Below are 25665 nucleotides of genomic sequence, written 5' to 3'. Positions count from 1 at the left end.
AGATTGGGGGAAGAATTATGGCAAGCAATATAAAAATAGCTAATAGTCCTGTTAATGCAAAATTATCTCACAAAGAAAATGTAAAAAATGAAAAAAGAGAATTTATATTAGAAGGACTAGGTTGCGCAAATTGTGCAGCTAAAATGGAGAAAAAAATAAATGAATTAGATGGAATAGATTCTGCCAATGTAAACTTTGTTACTAAAACTTTAGTATTACAAGCAAAAGAAGGCAACAAACTAGAAGAGCTAATGGGTTCAGTAAGTAATATTGTAACTAGTATTGAATCTCACGTTAAAGTTATAGAAAAAGTAAAGGGAAAACTTTTAAAGAAAGAAATTTTACTTGAAGGCTTATGTTGTGGAAACTGTGCAGCAAAAATTGAAAGGGAATCAAATAATATTGACGGAGTAAAATCTGCTACAGTAGATTTTATTAAAGCAAAATTAATTATGGAAATAGAAGATACCTCAAAACAAAATCATATTGTTGATAATGTTAAGGAAATTGTTAAAAGAATAGAACCTGATGTCAATGTAGTAGAAATTGATAATAAGGATAGTCAAATTAAAAATAAAAACCAAGAATCAGAAGAAGAAAGTAATAAAAGTGAAATTGTCAGATTTGCTATTGGTGCTTTGATTTTTGGGATTGCAACAGTTATGAAGTTTCCTAATACAGTAGAATTGCTTTTATATTTAGCTAGTTATGTTCTTGTAGGCGGAGAAGTAGTTTTAGGTGCATTAAGAAATATACGCAAAGGTCAAGTGTTTGATGAAAATTTCTTAATGAGTATTGCAACTATAGGTGCATTTGCTATAGGTGAATATCCTGAAGGCGTAGCAGTTATGCTATTCTATCAAATAGGAGAAATGTTCCAAGATATGGCTGTAAATCGTTCAAGAAAATCTATTTCAGCCCTTATGGATATTAGACCTAATTTTGCAAATTTAAAAGTAAATAATGATATTAAAAAAGTAGAACCAGAAGAAGTTAGGATAGGAGATATAATAGTTGTAAAACCAGGGGAAAAGGTGCCTTTAGATGGGAAGGTAATTGAAGGAAATTCAATGGTTGATACTGCAGCTTTAACTGGAGAATCTGTTCCTAGAGAAGTAGGTGTAGGAGACAATATTTTAAGTGGGGTTATTAATAAAAATGGGCTTTTAACAATAGAAGTAGAAAAGGAATTTGGAGATTCTACTGTTGCTAAAATATTGGATTTAGTACAAAATGCAAGCAGTAAGAAAGCGCCAACAGAGAATTTTATAACAAAATTTGCTAGATATTATACTCCAGCAGTTGTTTTTGCAGCATTAGCGTTAGCTGTAATACCACCACTAGTTATAGAAGGAGCAACTTTTTCAGATTGGATTTACAGAGCCTTATCCTTTTTAGTAGTATCTTGTCCATGTGCTTTGGTTGTATCAATTCCTTTAGGATTCTTTGGAGGAATAGGTGGAGCATCGAAAAATGGAATACTTGTTAAAGGTGGAAATTATCTTGAAGCCTTAAATAATGTTGAAATGGTTGTGTTTGATAAGACTGGAACTCTTACAAAAGGTATATTTAAAGTAACAGAAATAAATTCAGAAAACAATATTTCAAAAGATGAACTTTTAGCTTGTGCAGCTTATGCAGAAAATTATTCTAATCACCCAATAGCAACTTCTATATTAAGAGCATATAACAATGAAATAATTCAAGATAAAATAAAAGACTATGAAGAAATATCAGGTCATGGTGTTAAAGTTATTCTTGATGGAAAAGAAGTGCTAGCAGGAAACTATAAACTAATGAATAAGGAAAATATTTCTTATAAGGAATTAGAAACTATAGGAACTGTAGTGCATGTTGCTATTAACAAAAAATATGCAGGTTATATAGTTATTTCTGATGAGGTGAAAGAAGATTCTTCAAAGGCAATAAAAGCTTTAAAAGCTGTTGGAGTTAAGAAAACAGTAATGCTCACAGGTGATAATAAAACAGTTGGGACTAAAATAGCAAAGGAATTAGCCTTAGATGAAGTTCATGCAGAATTATTGCCAGATCAAAAAGTTGAAAAGTTAGAATTACTATTTAAAGAAAAATCCCCTAAAGGTAAAATCGTATTTGTAGGAGATGGAATTAACGATGCTCCAGTTTTAGCTAGAGCAGATATAGGTATAGCGATGGGCGGCGTTGGATCAGATGCAGCTATTGAAGCAGCAGATGTAGTTATAATGACAGATGAACCTTCTAAAATCGCTTCAGCTATAAAAATAGCTAAGAAAACAAGAAGTATAGTAATGCAAAATATAGTATTTGCTTTAAGTGTTAAGCTTATAATATTAGTTCTTGTAGCAATTGGGCTTGGAACTATGTGGGAAGCTGTATTTGGAGATGTGGGAGTAGCACTTCTAGCAGTCTTAAATGCTATGAGAGCAATGAAAGTAGAAAATAGTTAATAAAGTTTCAAATCATAAGGAAGAGTTGGCAAATAATTTAGCCAGCTCTTTTACTAATTTATACAAAAAGGAGAAGAATTAAATAGCCAATTATCCACATTCCATTTAGTTTAAAAGAGAATGTTAAAATAAAATTAATAGGGTTTATTATTATATATTACATGCAATTATTAATTATTTTAATTTACATTTTGTAAATTCGGATGCTCTTACACTTTGTTCAAAAGGTATTGAAACACTCATAATAGTACCATTACTGTCATAATTAAAGGCAACAGGAATTGTGTAATGCTCCATGAAGCTAATATTAAAAATGTCGTAGCATTTATGCTTAAGTGCATATTCTATATTGTTATAAGTTAATGTTAAAATATTTTCTTTCGATTCAATTTTTGCAATTCCATATCCAGGATGCTCATATACACCTATATATTCTTCTAATGAGCGAGAAGGGTGTATGTTTTCTTTTTGAGATTCGATGACTGTATTACTAGCAGTAGTCATTAATTTAAACATTTTTTCAGCTTCGTTTTTTAGTTTTCCATTCCAGTCAGTATATTCACATCCTAAAAGCTTATCATATATATAGTAAGCTATAGGCATAGTACAGAAAGGGTTATCTAAATTACTAAGAATAACTACACCAATATTCTCATCTGGAAGAAAACTTGTATAGGAACAAAAGCCATCAATACCTCCACCATGATTAACATGTTTTCTTCCTCTATAGGATTCAATAAACCAACCTAAGCCATAAGATGAAAATTGAATTTCATCAAATTTCATAGGAAATAGTTGACAAGGTATTTGAGGTGAATGTAATTGTTCTATAGTTTTTTCAGATATAATCTGTGTTCCATTTACTTTCCCTTTATTTAGATTAAGGGAAAGCCACTTTAGCATATCAGTTAAATTTGAATTTATTGAGCCAGCAGGTCCAATTTGATCAAGGTTTCTAAAATTTGTTTGATGTATATCATTTCCTTTTAGTGTATATGGTTGACTATAATCAGAAGAATTTTTTGAATCTTCCACTGAAAAGTTTGTGTTATTCATGCCTAGTGGTTGAAGAATTTTTATATCAACAAATTCCTCCCAAGTCAGTCCAGTAACATGTTCGATAAGATAGCCAGCTGTAGCAAACATTAAATTATTATATTGCCATGCTTCTCTGAAATCTTTGCTAAATTCTAAATATTTAAGTCTTTCAACTAATTCTCTTCTGCTAAAAGAAGTGTTATACCACAATGCATCATGTCTTGGAAGACCAGAACGGTGACAAAGTATATCTCTTAATGTTATATGTTCTTCAGCATACTTGTTTTTCAATTCAAAACTAGGCATGTATTTTTTTATAGGAGTATCAAGGTCAAGCTTTCCTTCATCTACCAATATACCTATTGCCAGTGTAGTGAAAGACTTACTAGCAGAACCTATTGCAAATAAAGTATTTTCAGTTGTATCTAAATTTTTATTAATATTTCGTAGTCCCAATCCACTTAAGTATATTATTTCACCATCTTTAATAATGCCTACAGCCATTCCAGGAATATTCCATTCTTTCATTTTTTTTAATAGAAAATCATTTGATATATTATTTTTCATAATGTTACACCACCTTTGTTTTATTAATTTTTTTTATTTTTTCTCATTCCTTACTATCTCAAATTCCTTTAAGGCTCTTTCTTGAATTTCAGTCGTATCTTCACCAATGTCAAAATCAGCATTTTCTTCAAAACCATCTTGTTCTTCGCCATCAAATTTATATAATTTCTTTAATAGCGTCCACAATATTTCCATTTCTTCAATTGAAAAATCTCTCGAAAGATTTGCAAAAAAGCCCATTGATTTTTCAGCACATACAGTCATAGCCTTTGTACCAGATTCAGTAATCCTAACATTAACTGCACGCTTATCATATTGACTTGGTACAGTAAGAACAAAGCCCTTGTTTTCTAAAATAGTAATCATTTGTTTAACACTTTGTTTTGTCGTACCAAGTTTTCTAGCAATGTTATTAAGGGTTGTTTCATTTTCTGGTAAATGAATAATAGCTACCAAGGCCATAAATTGTCTGCTTGTTATTTGCTCACAAAATTCATCACCTTTTATTTGAAGTTTGTTGGTAAGAGAGAAGAGTGTTGCGTAGATTTGTTGTATTAAATATAAAGCTTTGTAATTGTTCATAAAGACCTCCTTTAAATTAGACATTATACTGTCTAAAAATACGATAGCATAATATTCCAGAAAGGTCAATATACTGTCTAAAATTTCGTTTTAATTATATGCAAGTTACCTATGTATATTTGCAATATACTTGTTCCATAATTGTTATCATAGTTGCCGTGTGCTATTCTTTAATTGAAAGGAGGAAAATTATGAGAATTGAAATAATTGAAGAGCCTTTAATTGATGAGATAGAGATACAAATTAAATGTAAAGAGAAAAATGAATATGTTAACCAATTAGCTTCAACCATTTTTGAAGAGCAGTTAATTATTAATGGAAGAATCGAAAATGAATTTACGCAGATTTGTTCAAGAGATATTTACTATTTTGAATCTGTTGATAATCGAACCTATATTTATTGTAAGGATAATGTTTATGAAAGTGATATGAAGTTATATGAGCTAGAAGATAAGTTAAAAGGAACAAAATTTACTCGTATAAATAAGGCTTGCATAATGAACATAGCAAAATTAAAGAAGGTTAAAGGTCAAATTAATGGAAGATTACTTGCAACATTGTCTAATGGTGAAAAGCTAATTATTAATAGAAGTTATGTACAAGAAGTAAAATGCAAATTAAATATATAATAAAACACAGATTGGAGGAAATTATGAAAAGAATAAATCAATATTTTTTGGGAAGTTGCATTGCATTTACTACAGCAAATATAATAACGATTATTATGCATATTATGAACATGCAAAGTACTATTAATGTGAATTCAGAAATCTTTATGATTTTAATTATTACATTAATAAATATAATAATTTATTTTTTCGAAGATTTGCAAATTAAATCTCAAGTTATTCATATTGTTTTAGAATTTGCTATAGCTACTATAGTCACTTTTGGTATTGGCGTTCCATTGAAGGTAGTTGAAATTGGATCAATATATGATTTTGCTGAGATTATTTTCGTATTAGTACTGGTTTATGGAATGACTATATTTAGTATTTATGTTTCTATTCAAAATGATGCAGAGGATATAAATAAAAAATTATCAGAAAAATAGAAAGAAGGCATTTATATGTATTTGTTTGGAGATTCATATTTTGAAACCGCTTTATTTAAAGAAATTTTTCAAATGGTATTTATAATTTATATTATGGCAGAAATATTTATTTTTGCGTTTACTTCACGCCAGAATAGAAATAATTCACAAAAGAGTAAAGGAGATAAAGGATCATGTTTAATAATAGTAGCTGGAACTATGGTTATAGTGTTATTAAATCTTATTTGTAGAAATAATGATTGGGGAATAATGCCTAAGTTAATTTATTGGTTTGGAATTATATTTATTATCATAGGTGTTATATTAAGAATATATTCAGTATTAACACTTGGAAAAGCTTTCACGGTTTCAGTGCAAGTGGATTCAAATCAAAAAATAATTCAAAGTGGTCCTTATAAATACATTAGGCATCCTGCATATAGTGGAAGTATATTATCATTGATTGGAATATCATTAGCTTTTAGAAGTAGTATAGGGGTAGTAGGAACGCTAATTATTATTGCATGCATATATGGTTATAGAATTAAGATTGAAGAAAACTTGTTAGCAAGTTATTTCAAGACAAGCTATCCAGAGTATAAGAAGCATACTAAAAGGATTATTCCATTTATTTGGTGAATTATATTATTAGTATATTTGACATTAGATACCAGATGATATTTCATTATTTGAACTTTCCATTTGGAATTTAAAGCTAAATTATTTATGGGTAATGATTAACTTAATTTAGCAAATTATTATTTTATGTATATTAATATTGGTTAATAATTAGTATAATAAATATTAATTTATATGATATTAATATGGAAAGAAGGTGAAATTTAGTATAGGCTTTTTCCGTAAAAATAGCCTACACTAAAAATGATATGGCAGAAAAAATAAGTACTATAATTAATGAAATGATTAAATATTATGCAAAGGATCCAAGAAGAGTAAATCACTTTTTAAAGGTATATTCTTTTGCAAAATCAATAGGTGAATTAGAAAAATTAGATAAAGAAACTCAACATATTTTAGAAGTAGCAGCAGTCATGCATGATATAGGTATAAAGGTAAGTGAAGAAAAGTATAATTCATCAGCAGGAAATTATCAAGAAATAGAAGGACCTCCTGTTGCTAGAGAAATGTTATTAAAATTTAACTTTGATGAAAAATTTATAGAAAGAGTTTGCTTCTTAATAGGTAATCATCATACCTATGGTAAAATTGACAAGATTGATTATCAAATATTAATAGAAGCGGATTTTTTAGTTAATATATATGAAGATGAAATAAAAGGCCCTCAAATTGAAAGTATTAAAGAGAAATATTTTAAAACTAAAGCAGGAACTGAATTTTTAATTAATTTATATTTGTAAGGAACTGGAGCGGCTAAAAATGATTGAGTATAAAGAATTAACCAAAGAGCATATTAATGAAATTGCTGAAATTTATGTACGTGCTTTTAATTGTGAACCTTGGAATGATGAGTGGACTACGGAAACTGCAACAAAACGAATTTCCCAAATGATGAATTGCGAAGGTTTCGATGGAATTATTGCTTGTGAAAATGAAAAAATATTGGGGATGATACTTGGAAATCATGAATATTATTACAATGGAATGCATTTTCATATTAAAGAATTTTGTGTTGATTTAAATCTTAGAGGTAGAGGCATAGGTGCACAACTTATTGAAAAGTTTTCAAATAGATTAGCGAGTAACGGAATAGATGAAATAATTTTACTTACAGCTAGAGGAGATGGGACAGAAGGTTTTTATAAAAAGCATGGATTTAAAAACTTTGAAGATATGGTTTTTATGGGAAAGAAAATTTAAATATTTATAAGAGCTTATTTTCATAGATTCCTATGTACCTATAAAACTATATTTATAGGTACATAGGTTTAAATATATATTGAAAAAAATAAACATATTAATATACGTAAATATGTAAATACTTTACTATATAAATATAAAAATAGTTAAATATTTATAGTAAAAATGCTGGCTGAGATCTAAGAGATTAACTTTACTATTTATTATCAAAACTAGAACATCTTGTTTGAGAATATACTTGAACTCCTTCACCAGATACACTTATGGAATTTAAATCACAAAGTTTATTGTAATTATGAGCACAAGTTTCAACATTGCAGGTAAGTGCATCACATTGACCTTTAGAATTTGTATTACTTGTTAAAGTGCTATATAAAAATTCATTTAAAAATGAGCCACAACAAGTTCCGCGTTCACTGCTTGCAGATACACCTCCAATATCAACTCTATTAGAATAGCAAATACCTGATTTATTATGTGAACAATTAGTTACATCACAATTTATTCTTTGCATAAAAACACTCCTTTAATATTATTGTTGTAAGCATGAATATATTATTTGAAATATCTGTCTAAAAGACCTTTAAATGCTCGACCATGCCTAGCTTCATCTTTACACATTTCATGAACTGTATCGTGGATGGCATCTAAATTATTTTCTTTAGCAATGGTAGCAAGTTTCTTTTTACCTTCACAGGCACCATACTCTGCTTCAACTCTTGCACTTAAATTAGCTTTAGTATCAGCTACAACTACCTCACCTAATATTTCTGCAAATTTAGAAGCATGCTCAGCTTCTTCAAAAGCAATTCGCTTATATGCTTCTGCAACTTCAGGATAGCCTTCACGGTCAGCTTGACGGGACATGGCTAAATACATTCCAACTTCAGTGCATTCACCCATGAAATTAGCTCTTAAGCCTTCTAATAATTCATCATTAAGCCCATCAGCAATACCAATTCTATGCTCATCGGCAAAATTTAATTCATCATCCATTTCTTTGAATTTATCAGCACCTGCTTTACAAATAGGACAAACTTCAGGTGGTACATCACCTTCGTGTATGTAACCACATATAGTACAAATAAATCTTTTCATTAAAATACCTCCAAAAATTTTTTTGTTTTTAGATATTATAGAATTCAAAAGATAGTATTTCCTCATAATAGTAAAATTATTAATAAAAATATCTTATTCAAAACAGATATATTTAAAATCAAGAACAGTTCCTTTATGATTTAAAGTGTTACTTATATTAGAATATTTGTAATTAAGTATGGTATAATTTACACAAGAAAAAAGAATACTTTAATTTAGGAGGAATTTTTACTTGAATAATAATTTTGAATACATATTATTTGATCTTGATGGGACCATTACTGATTCAGGTGAAGGAATAACTAAATCCGTTCAATATGCACTAAAATCTTTTGATATTAATGTTGAAAAGCTTGAAGATTTGAATAAATTTATAGGACCACCATTAAAGGATTCATTTAAGAAATTTTATAATTTTGATGATGAAAAAGCGGAGCTTGGATTACAAAAATACAGAGAATATTATGCGGAAAAAGGGATTTTTGAAAATAGTTTATATGAGGGAGTTGTTGAGCTTTTAGAGGCTCTTAAGAAAAATAATAAGATGATTATACTTGCAACATCAAAACCAGAAGTATATGCTAAACAAATTTTAGAGTATTTTAAAGTAGATAAGTATTTTACTTTTGCAGCAGGTTCTGATTTCGAAGAAACAAGAGTAAAAAAAGGTGAAGTCATAAAGTATGCTTTAGAAGAAGCTAAAATATCTGATTTGTCTAAAGTGATTATGATTGGTGATAGAGAGCATGATATTATTGGAGCAAAAGAAAATAATATTAAATCAATAGGTGTCCTTTATGGATATGGTGATGTAGTAGAATTGACTCAGGCAAGAGCAGAATATATAGCAAAGACTCCAGAGGAAATATTAAATATTGTTCTTTAAAATGCGAAGAATAAAATAATATTTAATAATAACTTTGTAACATTGGTTACAGAACTTAAATTAGTTAGGGAATATAATAAGGTCATAGGTAAACAAAAAGTTTAATTTGTAAATTAATAAAAATTTAGATAAATTGAGAGGAGATAGGTAATATGATAACAAAAGATTTAACAATAGGTGAAATCATAAGAATGAAAGAGGATGCGCCACAAATTTTAATGAGTTTTGGAATGGGATGCGTAGGGTGTCCATCAGCTCAAGCGGAAACAATTGAAGAGGCTTCAAAAGTTCATGGTTTAAACTTAGACGAATTATTAGCAGCATTAAATAAATAATTCTTAAGAAATATTGCTCCATTTAAGATAAACAGTTTTGTAAGCAAAGGTTTATCTTAAATGGAGCTTTTTCTGTAATAATATTTTAATAATTAATATTCTGTAAACTTTGTATTTAATGGCTAGCCAATATGATATAAATATATTATGGTATAAAAAATTAAAATTCATTAAATAAATAAGAATGATGAGTATTTAAATAAACTTTTGTGAGGAAGGAGGAAGGATATGAAAATAATGACCTTTAATTTAAAATGTGATCATCCATTATACTTTAATAATAGATGGGATAAGAGGAAACATATAGTTTATGATGTAATTAAAAATTATGATTGTGATATTATTGGTACTCAAGAAGTTAAGGATAATATGCTTAAGGATTTGAATAATAATATTAATAGCCACAATATTATTGGAATTCCCAGGTATAAAAAAATATCGTCAGAAAGAAATAATATTTTAATTTCAAAAAAACATATTATACATGAAGAGAAGACTTTTTGGTTATCAGAAAATCCTGAAAAAGTTGGAAGTAAAAAATGGTATTCATTTTTCCCAAGGATATGTACAACGGCAATAGTAGAAATAAATAATACGAAAGTTAGAATTTGTAATACACATTTAGATCATGTTCTTTCTAAAGCAAGAGAATTTGGATTAAGCAAGCTTATGGAGGTTATAGAAAAAGAAGACCAAAATGAAGAAATTCCAATGATCTTAATGGGAGATTTTAATGCTACACCTGATAGCAAACTAATAAATGATTTTATACAAGGCAAGTTTTCTAATAAAAAGCTGACAGCAGTACAAGAAATTAACAAGGAATTATATAAACAGGCAACAAGAGATGGTTTTAAAAGAACAGAAAAAGGGGTTCATATTGATTACATATTTGTATCAAAAGAAATAGAAGTGATTAATGCAGAAATAATAAATTATAATGTTAATGGAAAGTACCCCTCAGATCATTATCCATTAATGGCAGAAATAAAAATTAAGTGAAGGAAAACTTAGTGGACAATAAATTTCCTTTAAAAACACGAAGATGTATAATATAATAGTATATATTGTAAAATTATTGTATTATATGACAATTACTAAAGGTGTTATATAAGAGAAGGGAATGATTTATTGTCAAAGTTGGGGAAGTATGTATGTTTGACATACATATGTTTAGCAATTGTTTTAGGTGGTGTTTCAGCATATTTTAAGTTCACCTTTGATCAAATGAATCTTAAAGCAATGGCGCAGGAGGACAATAATAAAAATAATAGTAATAATACCACTGAAGAAGATGAAATAATCAAAAACTCTACTCCAATTGAAGCTGAATTGACAGCTTATTGTAATTGTAAGATATGTTCAGAAGCATGGGGATCTCAAACCGCTATGCAGACACATACGAGAGTAGGTATTATTGCAGTGCCCAAAGATATTCAATTGGGTAGTAAAATTTATATTCCAGATTTAAAAGATTATAAAGAAGATGGAATATTTGAGGCTGAGGATAGAGGAGGAGCTGTTATTGTAAAAAATGACGGTACTCACATAATAGATGTGTGGTTAAAAACCCATGAAGAGGTAAAAGAATTTGGTAGAAAAAAAACTAAGGTTTATTTAATAAATAATAAGTAATTTGACGTTTTTAATTAATTCAATTAAAATTAATTGGTAAGACAAGGTTCTGTGAAAAATATTCCAAAATGCGCAGAATTTCATAAAAAGGAAAAGGCTAAGGGGTGAAAGATATCTTATGGCTCAAGTAAAAGAGAATGACAAAATATTTTTAGATAGTGGAGAGATAAACATATCACCAGAAGTGGTGGAGGAAAAAATAGAAGAAATAAATGAAACCTTGCTTCTTTATCGTTCAGCTATAAAAGAGGTTAAAACTAAATTAGATATTTTAGATGACGAACTTAAAATAAGAAGAAAAAGAAATCCAATAGAATATATGAAATCAAGAGTTAAAACACCAGGAAGTATTATGGAAAAGCTTCGACGCAGAGGTTTTGAAATGAGTATAGAATCGGCTAAGAAAAACTTGAATGATATTGCTGGCATAAGGGTTATATGTTCATTTGTTGGTGATATATATGATATAGCTGAAATGCTCATAAGACAGGATGATATTATACTTATAGAGGAAAAGGATTACATAAAAAATCCAAAACCAAATGGATATAGAAGTCTTCATTTAGTTTTAGAAATTCCAATATTTTTTTCAGATCATGAAGAATCAGTAAGAGTTGAAGTTCAAATAAGAACAATAGCAATGGATTTTTGGGCAAGCTTAGAACACAAATTATATTATAAAAAATCAGGAGAAAGTCCTGCGCACATTACACAGGATTTAAAAGAATGTGCTGATCTTATAGCATCAACAGATATGAGGATGCAGGACATACAAAGAGAAGTTGAAAAATTAAGATAAATTGGCAGGTGAATTAAATGATCAAAGATCTTATAGTAAAAAATAGATCCTATAGAAGATTTCATCAAGAGAAGGCTGTTGATATTAATACCTTAAGAGAATTAGTTGATTTAGCAAGGTTATCACCTTCAGGAAGAAATGTTCAAGCCTTAAAATATGTTTTAACTAATACAGAAGAAGAAAACAGTAAAATATTTGAACATATACATTGGGCTGGATATTATAAAGATTGGGATGGTCCAGAAGAAGGAGAAAAACCAAGTGCCTACATAATTTTAGTTAAAGATAATAGTTTAGGGATAAGTATGGCTCAGGATCAAGGCATAGCAGTTCAAAGTATTCTTCTTGGAGCAGTTGAAAAAGGTCTTGGAGGCTGCATAATAGGAAATATAGATAAAGAAAAATTATCAAAAAAATTAAATTTAAATGAAAAATATGAAATAGCTTTAGTGTTGGCATTAGGATATCCAAAGGAAGAAGTAGTTATTGAAGAAATTAATGAAGATGGAGATTTTAAATACTGGAGAGATGAAAAAGAAGTTCATCATGTTCCTAAGAGAACATTAGATGAAGTGATTTTATAGCCAGTCAAGTTTGCTAATTATAATTTATAGTAATGAAAAATAATGGACAGGTATACTAGTTCATTATTTTTTTGCTTAGAAAGCTTAATGAATAATATTTCTTAGATCTTATATAATAAAGTGATTTTGAGCATACTATATGTATGAATTTATATAAAGGAGATAAGAATTATGGAAAGAAAACATTATATTGTAGATGGCTTAGCTAATGAAAACATGAAAACACAAGTAAAAAACGCTTTGGAAAAAATTGAAGGAGTTAATAAGGTTTGTGTAGATCTTGCTCGTGGAAGTGTTGAAGTGATATATAATAATCCTACTATTGAAAAAGAAATACAAAGTTGTATAGAAAAGACAGGACATGAGGTTCAATTAACAGGTAACCATTAACAATTAACAGTTTAGGGAGAAAAGCCTTGCGGCTTTTCAAATATATCAGAAGAAATTATTTGGTGATTTCTTCTGATTTTTTTATTTTACATAATTTTATTTAGAGTTATCCCGCTATAATTTTTACGTAGAAGGTTCTGTCTCTAGGTCCATCGAATTCACAAAAATATATGTTTTGCCATCTGCCTAATATTAACTTTCCATCATTTAAAATAAGAGTTTGTGAGGCTCCTATAGTTGAAGCTTTTAAATGCGCATGGGAATTTCCTTCAAAATGTCTATAGTTTAAATCAGAAGTTGGATATGCTTTTTCATAACCATATATTAAATCGCGAACTACATCTGGATCAGCATTTTCATTTATAGTTATACCTGCTGTAGTATGAGGACAGTAGACAATAACTATACCATCTTTAATAGTGCTAGATTTAATGTCTTCTTTTATGTAAGAAGTTATATCTATCATAGTTTGCCTAGGATTAATTTCAATAGAATGTTTGAATAAATTTGACATATTAAGCCTCCTTAATTTAGTTAATTTATATTTTTTATTAGATTAATTATAACAATATGGAAGTGAATTTAGAATAGTAGTATAAAAATTATACGGATGGATCATAGGATTCACTAATAAAATAAAAGGTTCCAAAGAGAAAATAATATTTATGATTTAGTATTATGCTGTAAAAGAGTGGGTGATATTATAAGTAAAATTTAATTATTTTGTGGAATTTAAGTTATTTTTAACCTATAATTAGGATTAGAGTATAATTTACGTTTTTAGGGGGAAAAATGAGAATAGGGGTAAAAAGTTTTATAAAGGTTACAACTATATTAGTAATGTGTTTTTTTATTATTACAGGATGTGGCAACACTAGGAGTAATAAATATGGGTTAGATAAAAATAATCCAGTGGCAGTTCAAATCTGGCACTATTATAATGGTGTTCAAAAGATTGAATTTGATAAGATGGTAGAAGAATTTAATAAAACAGAGGGAAAAGAAAAAGGTATAATTGTTGAAGCCTTTAATCAAGGTAGTGCAAATGAAATTACCGAAAAAATCTTAGATACTGCAAATAAAAAAGTTGGAACTGGTAAATTACCAGATGCTTTTATGGCCTATGCAGATACAGCTTATGAAATAGATAAGCTGGGGTTAGCAGCAGATTTTAATGATTATTTAACTAATGAAGAAAAAAATGAATATATAGAATCCTATATTGACGAAGGTAAATTAATTGGTGAAAATGAATTGAAAATATTTCCAATAGCTAAATCAACAGAAACTCTTATGGTAAATAAAACCGATTGGGATAAGTTTCAAAAAGAAACTAATGCAGATATAAAAGATTTTGAAACTTGGGAAGGAATTGCTAAATTAGCTAAACAGTATTATGAATGGACCGATAGCAAAACTGAAACCTTAAATGATGGTAAAGCTTTTTTTGGAAGAGATGCTATGGCAAATTACATGATAATTGGCAGCATGCAGCTTGGAAAAGAAATATTTGAAGTTACTAAGGGTAAAGTTAATATAAATATAGATGAAAATATAATGAAAAAATTATGGGATAATTTTTATATTCCTTATGTGAATGGCTATTATGCTTCTTATGGAAGGTTTAGATCAGATGACGCCAAAACAGGCGATATAATTGCATTTGTGGGCTCAACATCAGGAGCTGAATATTTTCCGGATTCAGTAATAACAAATGATGAAAAAAGTTATGATATTGAATCTATGGTTTTGCCAATTCCTAAGTTTATAGATGGTGAAAATTATATGGTTGAACAAGGGGCTGGAATGGTATTAATTAAATCTGATAAAAAGCATGAGTATGCAGTAACAGAATTCCTTAAATGGTTTACAGATGCTGATAGAAATATAGAATTTTCAATCAAATCAGGTTATATGCCCGTAAAAAAAGAGGCAAATAATGAAAATTTAATAGAAGAAAAAACCAAAACAAATAAAAATATAGAGATTTCAGAGAAATCTAAAGCAGCAATTTTATCAGCTATGAATCAGGAAAAATCCTATAAGTTTTATGCAAATAAAGCATTTGATGGAGGAAATGATGCAAGAATTGTTTTAGAAAAATCACTAATAAATAAAGCAAAATCAGATAAGGAAGAAATAAAAAAGCAATTGGTAAGTGGAATTTCAAAAACTGAAGTGATGAAAAAATATGAAACAGAAGAAAATTTTAAGAAATGGTTTGAAGATTTAAAGAATGATATGAAGAATATCCAATAATTTTTACTATTTTGCTAAGGATAAGTTACAATTAGTGGAGGGAAGTTGAGAATTGATTATAAGTAAAAATTCAATAATTAGGAAATTACTTATTCCTATGATAAGCGTCGTAGTGGTACAAGTTGTTTTATTTGTAACTGTAATTGGCTCAAGTGGAATAATTCAAATATTAAAAGAAAATTCATTTAGTATTTTAAATCAAAAAGTAGAATCAAGGGGAAATTATCTTCAAAATGAAATGATTCAGCATTGGAGCAATGTTAGCGAAGCTGAAGGTATAATTAATTCTGATATTCTAAAAAAGCTTCAAAGTAAAGGTCTCCAAACTGAAAATATAGCTGAAGATGGAGAATTGGCCACAGAATTATTAAAAGAAGTTTCTAGTGATTTAATATTTATGCTTAGAAAAAATTATGTAACAGGAGCATTTTTAGTACTTGACAGCAATTCAAAAGAAAAGAATGGAATATATTTTAGAGATTTAGATCCTAACTCAAATCCAAGTGACAATTCAGATTTGCTTATGGAAAGAGGACCAGCATCTATTGCACAAAAATTAAATATACCATTAGATACTTGGTGGAATAATAAATTTATTTTTGATGGAAGAAGTAAGGCTTCATCTCCTAATGAGTTTTTTTATAAACCAATTAATGCAGCTAAGGAAAACAAAAATTTAACATATAAAGATCTAGGATATTGGAGTAAGCCTTTTTCTCTAAGTTCAAAAGATATGAAGATTATAACATATTCAATTCCATTGCTGGATAAAAGCAACAAACCATATGGAGTTCTTGGAATCGCTGTTTCTTTAAAATATTTAAACTCTCTGCTTTCATATGAGGAAATTGATCAAAATGGAAAAGGCGTATATACTTTAGGGTTTAATGATAGTAATAACATGGATTTCTCAGGAATAACTAGCACAGGTCCTATGTTTAATAAGATAATAGGAGATCATGAAGCCTTTAAATTGGATAGGTCGTTAGATAGCGGGCTCATATATGAAACAAATATTCACGATTCAGATAAAAAGGCATATGCAAGTATAAAGTACTTTAATTTATATAATACAAATACTCCTTTTGAAAATGAGAAATGGGTACTTATAGGAATGATAGAAAGAGATATTATTTTAAATTACTCAAATAGATTCACAAGGTTATTAATTATTTCTCTAATAATTTCAAGTATATTAGGAATATCGGTAATTATAATATTAGGAGGCAGGATAACAAAACCTATAAGGAACTTAGCTAGAGAGGTAAAAACAAGTAACCCAAGAGAACCTTTATCATTAAAACAGATAAATATATCTGAAATAGATGAATTATCCTCAGCAATTGTTGCATTAAGCTCAAATGTGGCTGATTCTGCTTCTAAGTTATCTCAAATAATAAAACTTTTTAATATGCCAATAGCAGCATTTGAACACAGAAAAGGTGAGGAGTTAGTACTATGTACAGAATCCTTTTTCGATATTATAGGAATTAAAATTGAAAGTGAACAAGATAGATATTTGAACATACAAACTTTTGAAAAAATAATTGAAAAGATAATCATAAATAAAGAAAAAAACATGGAGGACATTTATAAAATTCAAGTTGAAAAAGATAAAAATAAATGGATAAAACTAAAGATTTTGGATGATGAGTCGAGAATTTTAGGGGTAGTAAGCGATGTTACTCAAGAAGTATTAGAAAAGCAAAAAATAGAATATGACAGAGATTATGATTTACTTACTGACATATTAAATAGACGTGCTTTTTATAATGTAGTAGAAGAAATAATAAAAAATGAGAATTTTAAAATTGGCGCATTTATAATGTGGGATTTAGATAATTTAAAATATGTAAATGATACATATGGACATGATTATGGAGATGAATATATAAAAATTGCTTCTGTAGAATTGAAGAAATTTGAAGAATATGGAGGAATAGTTGCAAGAAGATCTGGAGATGAATTTTATGTATTTTTATATGGTTATGATGATAAAAAAGAAATAAGAAAAATTATAAAAAAAATACATGATAATATTGAAAAATCAGTATTAAAATTACCTGATAACAGAGAATTGAAAATAAGAATTTCAACAGGAATTTCATGGTATCCAGATGATGGAAGAACATTTGAAGAACTTGCGAAATATTCTGATTATGCAATGTACAAAATAAAAAGAACAATTAAAGGAAACATAAGTGAGTTCAATAAAGAAGAATACAATGAGGATGCATTTTTATTAAATAGTCAGGAAAACTTAAATAAATTACTTGATGAAGAACTTATAGAATATGCATATCAGCCTATTGTTTGTTCTAATACAGGTGAAATATTTGCATATGAGGCACTTATGAGGCCACAATTAGAATCACTTAAAAATCCACTTCATGTAATAAAACTCGCAACTGCTGACTCTAGATTATATGAAATAGAGAGAATTACATTTTTTAAAGCCTTAGAAGGTTTTGCAAAAAATGCAGAAAAATTTAAAGATGCAAAGTTGTTTATAAATTCTATACCAAATCACATATTGTCCAATGAAGATTCGGAAAAATTTGAGAAGTTATATGGAGAACATATAAATAGATTGGTAATAGAGTTATTAGAAAATGAAAAATCTAATGAAAAAAAGATTTCAAAAAAGAGAAAACTAATTGAGAAATGGAATGCTAAACTTGCTATAGATGATTTTGGATCTGGTTATAATAATGAAGCTGTTTTATTAGCTATTACACCAAACTTTGTAAAAATAGATATGGAAATCGTTAGAGAGATTGATAAAGACTTAGACAGGCAACAAATTTGTAAGAACCTTATTTCTTATGCAAAGCAAAGAAATATTAAAATTATAGCAGAAGGCGTAGAAACAAAAGAAGAATTAGAAAAACTCATAGAACTTAGAGTAGATTATTTACAAGGATATTACTTTAGCAAGCCGGAATTTATTCCACCGGAAATAAGTAATGAACTAGTTGAAGAAATCTTACAGATAAATGAAAAATTAAAAAATAATATTTAGAGTATAATTTTTATTTGGGGGATAAGTATGGAAAGAGAAGTTGGTGCTAAGGTTGTTAATGGAGAAGTAATAGTAATTGATGGTTTAAATAATGAAGTTATAACTATAAAAGCTAGAAAAAACATAAATTTATTCATTAATGGTGAAAAATGTGAAAACTATAAAGCATATGAAGTAACTTCAAAGGATGAAATAAAGTGTATTTGCGAGAAAACAGAAGCTAGCAGAAAGGTTAATATTACCACTTCCGAAGATAAAATGAAGGCATATATAACAGTAGAATATGTCCCTGAAACAGAATATAAATTAAAAGATAAAGAAGCATTTTTAAACTTAGCAATATCAACTGAAATCCTATCTGAAAAGGAGCCAATTCATTTTAATATAGCAGAATTAGAACGTCTATTAAAAGAAAGTGGTATTACGTATGGGATTATAGAAGAAAACTTGGAAATAGCATTAGAAGGATGTTCTGAGGAGTTTTTAGTTGCAAAGGGAGAAAAGCCAATTAATGATATACCTAGTGAAGTTAAGTTGTTTTTTACTCCAACTCAAATGATTTTTCCTGAGGTAGATTCAAATGAAAAAGTGGACTATAAAAACTTGTTTAGAATTTCAAATGTTAATGCTGGAGATAAAATTGCTGAAATAATTCCTGAAATAATTGGTAGGGACGGAAAAAATGTTTTTGGACAAGTTATAAAAAGAGATTATATAAGAAAACTTCCTATAAATGCTACTAATGGATGTGAAATAAGAGATAACAATATAATTGCACTAATTGATGGAAAGGCTCATATAGCTAATAGAAATGTAAGTGTCAATCCTATTTATACGGTTGAATCTGTAAATATGACTACTTGCAATATTAAATTTTACGGAGATATAGAAGTATATGACAGTGTTGATGACAACATGTCTGTAAATGCTGGTGGATCACTGGATGTAAGTCAAAATGTTAATACTTCAAATGTAGTTACTGGAGGAGAAATTACTATACTTGGAAATGCAATTAATTCAAAGATATTATCTGGTCAAATAGATATAAGAAAAAAAGAATATGCTGATGTTTTAAATGAATTTAAAACTGTTACATCACAAATGATTGAAGTAATTAAAAAACTAAATTTAAAAAATAGCAAATTTGAAAATAGTGAGTTTATAAGAAGTTTAACAGAAAATAATTTTAGAGATTTTCAAAGATTGGCATTAAATATAGTTTCTTTAAACATAAAAAATAAAACAAAACGCAATAAATTGGTAGATTTTATTAAAGAAAATGTATTAGGATATAATATTTTAAATTTAACTTCATTAAATGATTTAGTAACATTAGTTAATATATTAGATAACGAAATAGATTATTATGATAAAAACATAATAGTCCCCCTAGATATAAGAATAGGATATTGTCAGGACTGTAACATAAAGTCAACTGGAAATATTATAATAGGAGGACAGGGGGCTTATGTTTCTAAACTTAGTGCTATGAAAGATATTATGTTTACTAAATCTAACTCTGTTGCAAGAGGCGGTATATTATCTGCAGGACAAAATATTAGTGCTGGAATTGTAGGAAATAACGCATATGTACAAACAATGCTTATGGTTCCTGAATATGGTAAAATAAGTGCAGCAGCAATATTTAGAAATACAGTTCTTTGCTTTGGAAAAACAAAAATGGTTTTAGAAGAAGATTATAAAAATATCAATGCTCACTTTAATTCAGAAGCTAGACGAATTGAAATAGTTAAATCATCAGTATAAAAGAAGTTTGTACAAAAACTTTTCATATGATATAATAAAAAAATAATTTATATAAAAGACTCGTATATTTCCGATATTATGGTTGGAAAGTTTCTGCGTGCATATTAAAACCGATACCCTAAAATACTAGGATAAGATAACAATTCGTAACGTTATTAAAAGTTGCGGATTGTTTTTTTATAAAAATTCCAATTTTATGGATTGATTAGAAGGATCGTAAATTAAGTTTTTGAAAATTAATCGTATTTTATCTTTCATATCTTCAGGACTTGTCAATTTAACGAATTCTAAAATGTTGTTAAATATATATTGTTCATTTCCGTTTGAAATCTGATTTTCTATTTCAGCTAATTTTTCGACTTCAAGTGAGATTTTTAACTTTGAATTTTCATTTGTGAGTTTTTCAATTTTATCTAACAGAGGGAGGCTGGCTTCGGTGGAAAGTAATGCTATTTTATCAACTAAATTATCGATTGATTTTTGATTTTGAGCTATAGTATTCTGTATTTTAATACTGTCATTTAATTGGGTTCTTTCTTTTTTATATGAAGCTAAGAAAAGATCATAGTTGGTTAAATCTAGTAACATGGATTTAACTTCTTTTTCTATTTTTATTACATCAATATAAGCAGCATTTTTACATTTATTCTCTGGCTTATTTTTTTTGCCTTTTGAAGGCACACGGTTTGTACAAACATAATATGTTTTCTTTCCGTTGTTTACAAGAATGTAATTTCCGCCACATACTGGACATTTAATCAATGTGCTCAGCCAGTGAATTTTGCTATCTTTACTAGCAAGTTTTGCACGTTCTTTGTTGGTGTCTAATAATTTTTGGACTTTTAAAAATTTGGTTGATGATATACAAGGAGTATGTTTGCCGACAACAGCAATTGGTTCTCCAACTCTGCATCCATAAGTCATATAGCCTTTTCCGTTGGGTTTTCCTACTATCTCATATCCTGCGCTTTGCAGATAGTAAGAAACTTCTTTGGAAGATTCGCAATAGCTTGGGTTAGTTAATAATCCCTTCATACTGAGTTTAGTGGCTATATTATAGCCTAATTCAACCATACGCTTATGTGTGGCATATAAATTACCGGTTTCTAAGTAAATGTTAAAGGCAGTTTGAATCATATTCACATCTTCTATTACTAAGTAGCTCTTACCGTCAGAGTGTTTTTCAGTTGTGCAACCAAACGGAAGCTTTCCCCCAGTAAATGCACCTTTTTTAGCAATTTGTAATAAATTATCTTTAATTCTTTGAGCTATATTGGCTCTTTCCATATCAGCGAAACTTGCTAAAATCATCATTAGCATTCTTCCCATAGGAGTGGAAGGATCAAAGCCTTCTGTTATAGAAATTAATTTTACATCTAATGCTTCTAGCTCATCATAAATTTTTACAAAATCAACTATATTACGTGCGATTCTATCTACCTTATAAACTGCAACTATATTAAATTTGCCTAATTTTATTTCTTTCATCATACGCTGGAAAGCAGGTCTGTTAGTATTTTTTCCGCTAAAGCCTTCGTCTTCAAATACTTCAATTGTACATTCACCTTTAGATTTAAAATAGTCTTTACACAATGTGATTTGAGTTTCTATACTTTCTGAGTTTTCTACATAGATTGATTTTCTTGTATAAATTGCAATTTTATTCATTTTATCACCTTTCTTAAACTGAATATATTTAAGAAATAATAAAATTTTTCTGTTTTATTATTTCTTATCTCTTTTTTTTACCAAGTATTCCAAATCTGTTTTTAAAGCAACGATTAAGAGTTCTTCTAAGGTTCCTTCAGGATAATTCCCGTTGAATAATTTGTTAACATCGTTAACTAATCCTAGTTCGATTATTTGTTCAGCTGCTTTTTGTATACATTTGAAATCTTCTCTAACATCAATATAATCTTTTTCGTTAACACCATATATCCAAAATTCTTCAGGACGTTCGCTATCTAATGTTAATTTTTCAATAAAGCTTTTTGAAGGAGATCTTTTACCGTTTTCGATTAAATTATAATAACCTTCGCTAATATCTAATCTATCGGCCATCTCTCTTTTTGTTAAACCTAAATCATTCCTATAATTTTGTAGTCTTTCTTGAAACATAAAAATCATCCTTTCTTATAAAATATTATACATTTGCTTTTCAAAAATGTAAAGCTCGTTTTAAAATAAAAAGAAAAGTTTTTGCAGATATAAAAAATGAAGAAATATCGAGAAATACGGAGATAAATTGAATAAATAAGGAAAAATGAGGTAAAAATAAACTTTTCATTTTTGATAAACTAATTTATTATGAAGACATAGGAGGTGGTGCTATGAACCTTGAGCAAATGAGGAAGGAAAGTGGAATTAAAGCTTATAAAATAGCTGAAAAACTGGGCGTGAGCAGAATACAATTTCGTAATTTGGAAAAAGGTCTTTATAATATTAGTGATGATAAAGTTGAAAAGTTAAGTGAAGTTTATGAAAAGTCGAAAGCTGAAATTGAACAAGCTATCAAGGAGGCGCATATAGATGACTGAGAATGAAAAACTTTTTAACAAGCTATTATCAGAATTTAAGAAAAAAAGTGGGGAGAAAAATGAGTGAGGTTATTTGTAAAGAAATGAATGAAAAGCCGATAGAAATAGAATTTAGTGGTGAACTTATTAAGCGTGTAATAATATTAAATCCATCAAAACAACAAGCGGCATTTGAAAGATTTTTTAATAGTTTTCCTCAATTTATAGGGAGAGAAACAAATGATTAAATGGTCAAATAAATTTCGGTGATAGGTGGTGAGGAAAGTGGATAAAAGAGGAGAGCAGCTAAGAGAACAAATGTATGAGGAAATTAATAAAAATGGTGGAAATTTGACTTGTAAAGAAGTTGTACAAGCTAGCCAAAGGTTGGACAGATATATGAATAAGAATTGTTCATATAAAAATTAAAAGTGAAAAATTAGGAAGAGTTTTTTGGGAGGAAGGATGATTATATTATTTTTAATAATGTCAGGAGTTATAGGATTAGCATTAGTTAAATGGTTTACTTATTTTCATGGACTATGTGGAGCAATTCATTATATGGAAATAAATAATATAAAGCCAACAGAAGAAGAACTTGAAGAAGCCACTGATTGGGCTGTGAAAAATACAATCAGTGACATTAAAAAATACATTAGAAAGTTGTTTTAATAACTTCTGCTATAACTTGTGCAGAAATATCTTTCAAAGTGCTTAGAGATGAAGAACCTACTTTTTTGGCAATATCTTTGGTTTTATTCCAATTAGTATCTGTGCGGATATCAGCTAAGAATTGATGGCCAAGAGGAGATAAATCTTGAATAAAACAACTATTGCCACAAAACCAACTTATTTCAGTAAAAAATCCAGATAATTCACATTGATTAATATGATATTGAATTTCTTCATCAGTGTATGGTTTTAATCTCTTATGCTCAATTTTTGGAGTAATACTTGCTTCGTCATCCAAAAGAGATTCATAGATATTTTCAGAAGGTCTATAAGCCATTACAGATGAAGGAGAAGTAGTATCTTCAACAGTAAGTAAAATATCTCTAATACAATCAGGATTTAATTTCATAATAGACACCCCCTTTCAACATAATTTTACCATATGTTGAAAGTTAAAATATCAAAATTTGAGAGGAGAATAAAATATGAAATCAACAGGAGTAGTAAGAAAAGTAGATGAACTAGGAAGAATTGTTCTTCCAATAGAGCTTAGAAGAACATTAGACGTTGCCGAAAAGGATGCATTAGAAATTTATGTAGAGGGTGAACAAATCATTTTAAAGAAGTATCAACCTGCATGTATTTTCTGCGGTGATGCAAGAGACGTAATTAATTACAAAGGAAAAAATATTTGTAAGAATTGCTTAGCTGAGATGAAAAGCAGGTAACTTATGATTAAACGTATGAGTAAAAAAGATGTTATTAGCCAATTAGAATCTTTAAAAATTGAAGCAGATCATATGTGTAGCTGTGAAAAGTCAGATGAAATATTTAAACAAGATGCAACAGCTCTAGAGGCAGCTATATATTATCTTAAAGAAAAGAGAAAGGATGATGTTTCAATTATAAAATATTCACTTGCATTGGCATTTATAATTCAAGCCATAATTTTTATGATTAGCATTTTCAAATAGGAAGTGATTACTATGACGATAAAGTGTATCGAATGTAAATTACATTGGAATGTAAGTGTAAAGAAAACAATACATCCTAAAGGGTATATTTGCCCCTGGTGCATTGCTAAGAGAAGTAATCCGAATAATAAGGACAAGCAGCAAAGACAGGAAAAAGGAAAATGAAATATTTTAACAATAATGACATAAAAAGAAAGTGTTTCATTTGCACTGAAACACTTTCTCTAATACCTAAAATAAGAAATCAACTTAACATAATTATAGTCTTATATAGGTATTATGTCAATTTTTTAAACGGTTTTTAGAGCCGTTATACGGGCTTGTAATGGGTATTAATAATTCAACCACATATTAATAATGAGGTAGACATATGAAAAAGAGACATAGAGATTATGATTATGAAAAAATATTTAATAAGTTACTTAAAGAAGAATTAAGAGAAGAAAAAATAGAAGATCTTAGAATGAACAATAATGTTGTTTATGTAAGAAGAAGAATAGTTAGTGGGAAAATTGTTGAATTGGAATTATATCCAGTTTGGAAATGTAAGCATGATATTCCTAGGAGAAAAGATAGAGAAGAAAGTAAAGAATCTCAAAAAAAGTTAAATCATAAAAATTCACAAAAGAAGGCAGTTAGATTAGTAAATGCTAATTTTGGAGAAGAGGATTTATTTATTACAGTTTCATATAAAGATGGATATTTACCAGATGAAACTGCAGCAAGAAAAGATATGCAAAATTATATAAGAAGATTAAAAAGGTACAGGAAGAAAAATGGACTAGATGAACTTAAATATATTTATTCTATAGGGTATGAAAATGATCCTGGAAAAAGTAAAAAAGTTAGAATACATCATCATTTAATTATTAACAAAATGGATAGAAATGAAGCAGAAAAGTTATGGACTCATGGATGGGCTAATAGTAAGAGATTACAACCAGATGATTTTGAATTAACTGGAGTAGGAAAATATATAGCTAATCAAGGTAAAGACAGATGGAGTGCTTCAAGAAATCTAAAAAAACCTAAAGTTACAGAAAGCAGAACAGGATTCACTAAGAGAAGGGCTTTAAAATTATTAAAAAATCAAGATGCATTTAAGGAAATATTTGAAAAAGATAATCCTGATTGTATTTATAAAGATTTCAGTGCTTTTTATAGTGATGATTGTCCAGGAGTATATATTTACGTGAGAATGAAGAAAAAGGAGTGAATGAAG

General features: G+C 28.4%; 32 protein-coding genes. 24 read left to right on the top strand and 8 right to left on the bottom strand.

Annotation, left to right across the window (positions count from 1 at the left end):
• Positions 1-17: 17 nt before the first annotated feature.
• Positions 18-2447, top strand: coding sequence for a heavy metal translocating P-type ATPase (locus GXK56_RS14205; RefSeq protein WP_160688431.1), 2430 nt, complete (start codon positions 18-20; stop codon positions 2445-2447).
• Positions 2448-2621: 174 nt separating this feature from the next.
• On the opposite strand, the gene GXK56_RS14200 is transcribed toward GXK56_RS14205, so the two are convergent.
• Positions 2622-4052, bottom strand: coding sequence for a serine hydrolase (locus tag GXK56_RS14200; protein WP_160688429.1), 1431 nt, complete (start codon positions 4050-4052; stop codon positions 2622-2624).
• 33 nt (positions 4053-4085) lie between these two features.
• Positions 4086-4634 carry a MarR family transcriptional regulator gene (locus tag GXK56_RS14195; protein WP_160688427.1) on the bottom strand — a complete coding sequence of 183 codons (549 nt, stop codon included), beginning with the start codon at positions 4632-4634 and terminating at the stop codon, positions 4086-4088.
• Between the two features lie 191 nt (positions 4635-4825).
• On the opposite strand from GXK56_RS14195, the gene GXK56_RS14190 reads away from it, so the two are divergent.
• From GXK56_RS14190 to GXK56_RS14170, 5 genes are all read left to right on the top strand, one after another.
• Positions 4826-5263: a LytTR family DNA-binding domain-containing protein gene (locus GXK56_RS14190; RefSeq protein WP_160688425.1), complete on the top strand. Its 438-nt coding sequence runs from the start codon at positions 4826-4828 to the stop codon at positions 5261-5263.
• Positions 5264-5286: 23 nt separating this feature from the next.
• Positions 5287-5688, top strand: coding sequence for a DUF3021 family protein (locus GXK56_RS14185; protein ID WP_160688423.1), 402 nt, complete (start codon positions 5287-5289; stop codon positions 5686-5688).
• A gap of 15 nt (positions 5689-5703) precedes the next feature.
• On the top strand, positions 5704-6306 hold the full coding sequence (locus tag GXK56_RS14180; RefSeq protein WP_160688421.1) for an isoprenylcysteine carboxylmethyltransferase family protein: 603 nt from the start codon (positions 5704-5706) through the stop codon (positions 6304-6306).
• A gap of 248 nt (positions 6307-6554) precedes the next feature.
• Positions 6555-7046, top strand: coding sequence for an HD domain-containing protein (locus GXK56_RS14175; RefSeq protein ID WP_160688419.1), 492 nt, complete (start codon positions 6555-6557; stop codon positions 7044-7046).
• A gap of 22 nt (positions 7047-7068) precedes the next feature.
• On the top strand, positions 7069-7506 hold the full coding sequence (locus GXK56_RS14170; protein ID WP_202127890.1) for an N-acetyltransferase: 438 nt from the start codon (positions 7069-7071) through the stop codon (positions 7504-7506).
• Between the two features lie 196 nt (positions 7507-7702).
• Here GXK56_RS14170 and GXK56_RS14165 read toward each other — a convergent pair whose 3' ends face one another.
• Together GXK56_RS14165 and GXK56_RS14160 are read right to left on the bottom strand one after the other, a co-directional pair.
• Positions 7703-8020, bottom strand: a complete 318-nt coding sequence (locus tag GXK56_RS14165; RefSeq protein ID WP_160688415.1) for a DUF1540 domain-containing protein — start codon at positions 8018-8020, stop codon at positions 7703-7705.
• A gap of 41 nt (positions 8021-8061) precedes the next feature.
• On the bottom strand, positions 8062-8604 hold the full coding sequence (locus GXK56_RS14160) for an NADH peroxidase (RefSeq protein ID WP_160688413.1): 543 nt from the start codon (positions 8602-8604) through the stop codon (positions 8062-8064).
• A gap of 232 nt (positions 8605-8836) precedes the next feature.
• Here GXK56_RS14160 and GXK56_RS14155 point away from each other — a divergent pair, with 232 nt between their 5' ends.
• The 7 genes from GXK56_RS14155 to GXK56_RS14125 all read left to right on the top strand — a co-directional run bounded on the left by GXK56_RS14155 (position 8837) and on the right by GXK56_RS14125 (position 13233).
• On the top strand, positions 8837-9490 hold the full coding sequence (locus GXK56_RS14155) for an HAD family hydrolase (RefSeq protein ID WP_160688411.1): 654 nt from the start codon (positions 8837-8839) through the stop codon (positions 9488-9490).
• Positions 9491-9642: 152 nt separating this feature from the next.
• The gene (locus GXK56_RS14150; RefSeq protein WP_160688409.1) at positions 9643-9825 is read left to right on the top strand and encodes a DUF1858 domain-containing protein; all 183 of its coding nucleotides are present in this window, start codon (positions 9643-9645) and stop codon (positions 9823-9825) included.
• Between the two features lie 228 nt (positions 9826-10053).
• Entirely contained in the window at positions 10054-10827 is a 774-nt protein-coding gene (locus GXK56_RS14145) for an endonuclease/exonuclease/phosphatase family protein (RefSeq protein ID WP_160688407.1), read from the top strand.
• Between the two features lie 129 nt (positions 10828-10956).
• Positions 10957-11460 carry a 3D domain-containing protein gene (locus tag GXK56_RS14140; RefSeq protein ID WP_160688405.1) on the top strand — a complete coding sequence of 168 codons (504 nt, stop codon included), beginning with the start codon at positions 10957-10959 and terminating at the stop codon, positions 11458-11460.
• 118 nt (positions 11461-11578) lie between these two features.
• The gene (locus GXK56_RS14135; protein ID WP_160688403.1) at positions 11579-12259 is read left to right on the top strand and encodes a GTP pyrophosphokinase family protein; all 681 of its coding nucleotides are present in this window, start codon (positions 11579-11581) and stop codon (positions 12257-12259) included.
• A gap of 17 nt (positions 12260-12276) precedes the next feature.
• Positions 12277-12843, top strand: coding sequence for a nitroreductase family protein (locus GXK56_RS14130; protein WP_160688401.1), 567 nt, complete (start codon positions 12277-12279; stop codon positions 12841-12843).
• 171 nt (positions 12844-13014) lie between these two features.
• Complete coding sequence (locus tag GXK56_RS14125; RefSeq protein ID WP_160688399.1) at positions 13015-13233, top strand: heavy metal-associated domain-containing protein; 219 nt, start codon at positions 13015-13017, stop codon at positions 13231-13233.
• Positions 13234-13339: 106 nt separating this feature from the next.
• On the opposite strand, the gene GXK56_RS14120 is transcribed toward GXK56_RS14125, so the two are convergent.
• Positions 13340-13747 carry a secondary thiamine-phosphate synthase enzyme YjbQ gene (locus GXK56_RS14120; RefSeq protein ID WP_160688397.1) on the bottom strand — a complete coding sequence of 136 codons (408 nt, stop codon included), beginning with the start codon at positions 13745-13747 and terminating at the stop codon, positions 13340-13342.
• Between the two features lie 278 nt (positions 13748-14025).
• Here GXK56_RS14120 and GXK56_RS14115 point away from each other — a divergent pair, with 278 nt between their 5' ends.
• From GXK56_RS14115 to GXK56_RS14105, 3 genes are read left to right on the top strand one after another with little or no spacing between them, the layout of a single operon-like run.
• The gene (locus GXK56_RS14115) at positions 14026-15492 is read left to right on the top strand and encodes an extracellular solute-binding protein (RefSeq protein WP_243156130.1); all 1467 of its coding nucleotides are present in this window, start codon (positions 14026-14028) and stop codon (positions 15490-15492) included.
• Between the two features lie 52 nt (positions 15493-15544).
• Entirely contained in the window at positions 15545-18514 is a 2970-nt protein-coding gene (locus GXK56_RS14110) for an EAL domain-containing protein (protein WP_243156129.1), read from the top strand.
• 27 nt (positions 18515-18541) lie between these two features.
• A complete protein-coding gene (locus GXK56_RS14105) occupies positions 18542-20281 on the top strand; it encodes a FapA family protein (protein ID WP_160688395.1) in 1740 nt (579 codons plus the stop codon).
• A gap of 177 nt (positions 20282-20458) precedes the next feature.
• Here GXK56_RS14105 and GXK56_RS14100 read toward each other — a convergent pair whose 3' ends face one another.
• Positions 20459-21949 carry a recombinase family protein gene (locus GXK56_RS14100; RefSeq protein ID WP_160688393.1) on the bottom strand — a complete coding sequence of 497 codons (1491 nt, stop codon included), beginning with the start codon at positions 21947-21949 and terminating at the stop codon, positions 20459-20461.
• Between the two features lie 57 nt (positions 21950-22006).
• The gene (locus tag GXK56_RS14095) at positions 22007-22399 is read right to left on the bottom strand and encodes a helix-turn-helix transcriptional regulator (RefSeq protein WP_160688391.1); all 393 of its coding nucleotides are present in this window, start codon (positions 22397-22399) and stop codon (positions 22007-22009) included.
• Positions 22400-22611: 212 nt separating this feature from the next.
• On the opposite strand from GXK56_RS14095, the gene GXK56_RS14090 reads away from it, so the two are divergent.
• The 4 genes from GXK56_RS14090 to GXK56_RS14075 are packed head-to-tail and all read left to right on the top strand — an operon-like array spanning position 22612 to position 23469.
• On the top strand, positions 22612-22818 hold the full coding sequence (locus GXK56_RS14090) for a helix-turn-helix transcriptional regulator (protein WP_160688389.1): 207 nt from the start codon (positions 22612-22614) through the stop codon (positions 22816-22818).
• 59 nt (positions 22819-22877) lie between these two features.
• A complete protein-coding gene (locus tag GXK56_RS14085) occupies positions 22878-23045 on the top strand; it encodes a hypothetical protein (RefSeq protein ID WP_160688387.1) in 168 nt (55 codons plus the stop codon).
• Between the two features lie 37 nt (positions 23046-23082).
• The gene (locus GXK56_RS14080) at positions 23083-23226 is read left to right on the top strand and encodes an aspartyl-phosphate phosphatase Spo0E family protein (protein WP_160688385.1); all 144 of its coding nucleotides are present in this window, start codon (positions 23083-23085) and stop codon (positions 23224-23226) included.
• 36 nt (positions 23227-23262) lie between these two features.
• Complete coding sequence (locus tag GXK56_RS14075) at positions 23263-23469, top strand: hypothetical protein (RefSeq protein ID WP_160688383.1); 207 nt, start codon at positions 23263-23265, stop codon at positions 23467-23469.
• Here GXK56_RS14075 and GXK56_RS14070 read toward each other — a convergent pair.
• Entirely contained in the window at positions 23453-23878 is a 426-nt protein-coding gene (locus tag GXK56_RS14070) for a DUF2513 domain-containing protein (RefSeq protein ID WP_160688381.1), read from the bottom strand. The genes GXK56_RS14075 and GXK56_RS14070 overlap by 17 nt on opposite strands.
• Positions 23879-23954: 76 nt before the next feature.
• Between GXK56_RS14070 and GXK56_RS14065 the strand changes: the two genes are divergently transcribed.
• The 4 genes from GXK56_RS14065 to GXK56_RS14050 all read left to right on the top strand — a co-directional run bounded on the left by GXK56_RS14065 (position 23955) and on the right by GXK56_RS14050 (position 25659).
• Complete coding sequence (locus GXK56_RS14065; protein WP_160688379.1) at positions 23955-24197, top strand: AbrB/MazE/SpoVT family DNA-binding domain-containing protein; 243 nt, start codon at positions 23955-23957, stop codon at positions 24195-24197.
• 3 nt (positions 24198-24200) lie between these two features.
• Positions 24201-24443 (top strand): hypothetical protein, encoded by a 243-nt coding sequence (locus GXK56_RS14060; protein ID WP_160688377.1) that lies wholly within the window; start codon positions 24201-24203, stop codon positions 24441-24443.
• A 12-nt stretch (positions 24444-24455) separates the two neighbouring features.
• Positions 24456-24608, top strand: a complete 153-nt coding sequence (locus GXK56_RS14055) for a hypothetical protein (RefSeq protein ID WP_160688375.1) — start codon at positions 24456-24458, stop codon at positions 24606-24608.
• A gap of 205 nt (positions 24609-24813) precedes the next feature.
• Positions 24814-25659 (top strand): hypothetical protein, encoded by an 846-nt coding sequence (locus GXK56_RS14050; protein WP_160688373.1) that lies wholly within the window; start codon positions 24814-24816, stop codon positions 25657-25659.
• The last annotated feature ends 6 nt before the right edge of the window (positions 25660-25665 follow it).

It is taken from the genome of Clostridium sp. C2-6-12 (assembly GCF_009928485.1).
Classification (GTDB): domain Bacteria; phylum Bacillota; class Clostridia; order Clostridiales; family Clostridiaceae; genus Clostridium.
This window is presented reverse-complemented; position numbering and strand designations above follow the sequence as displayed.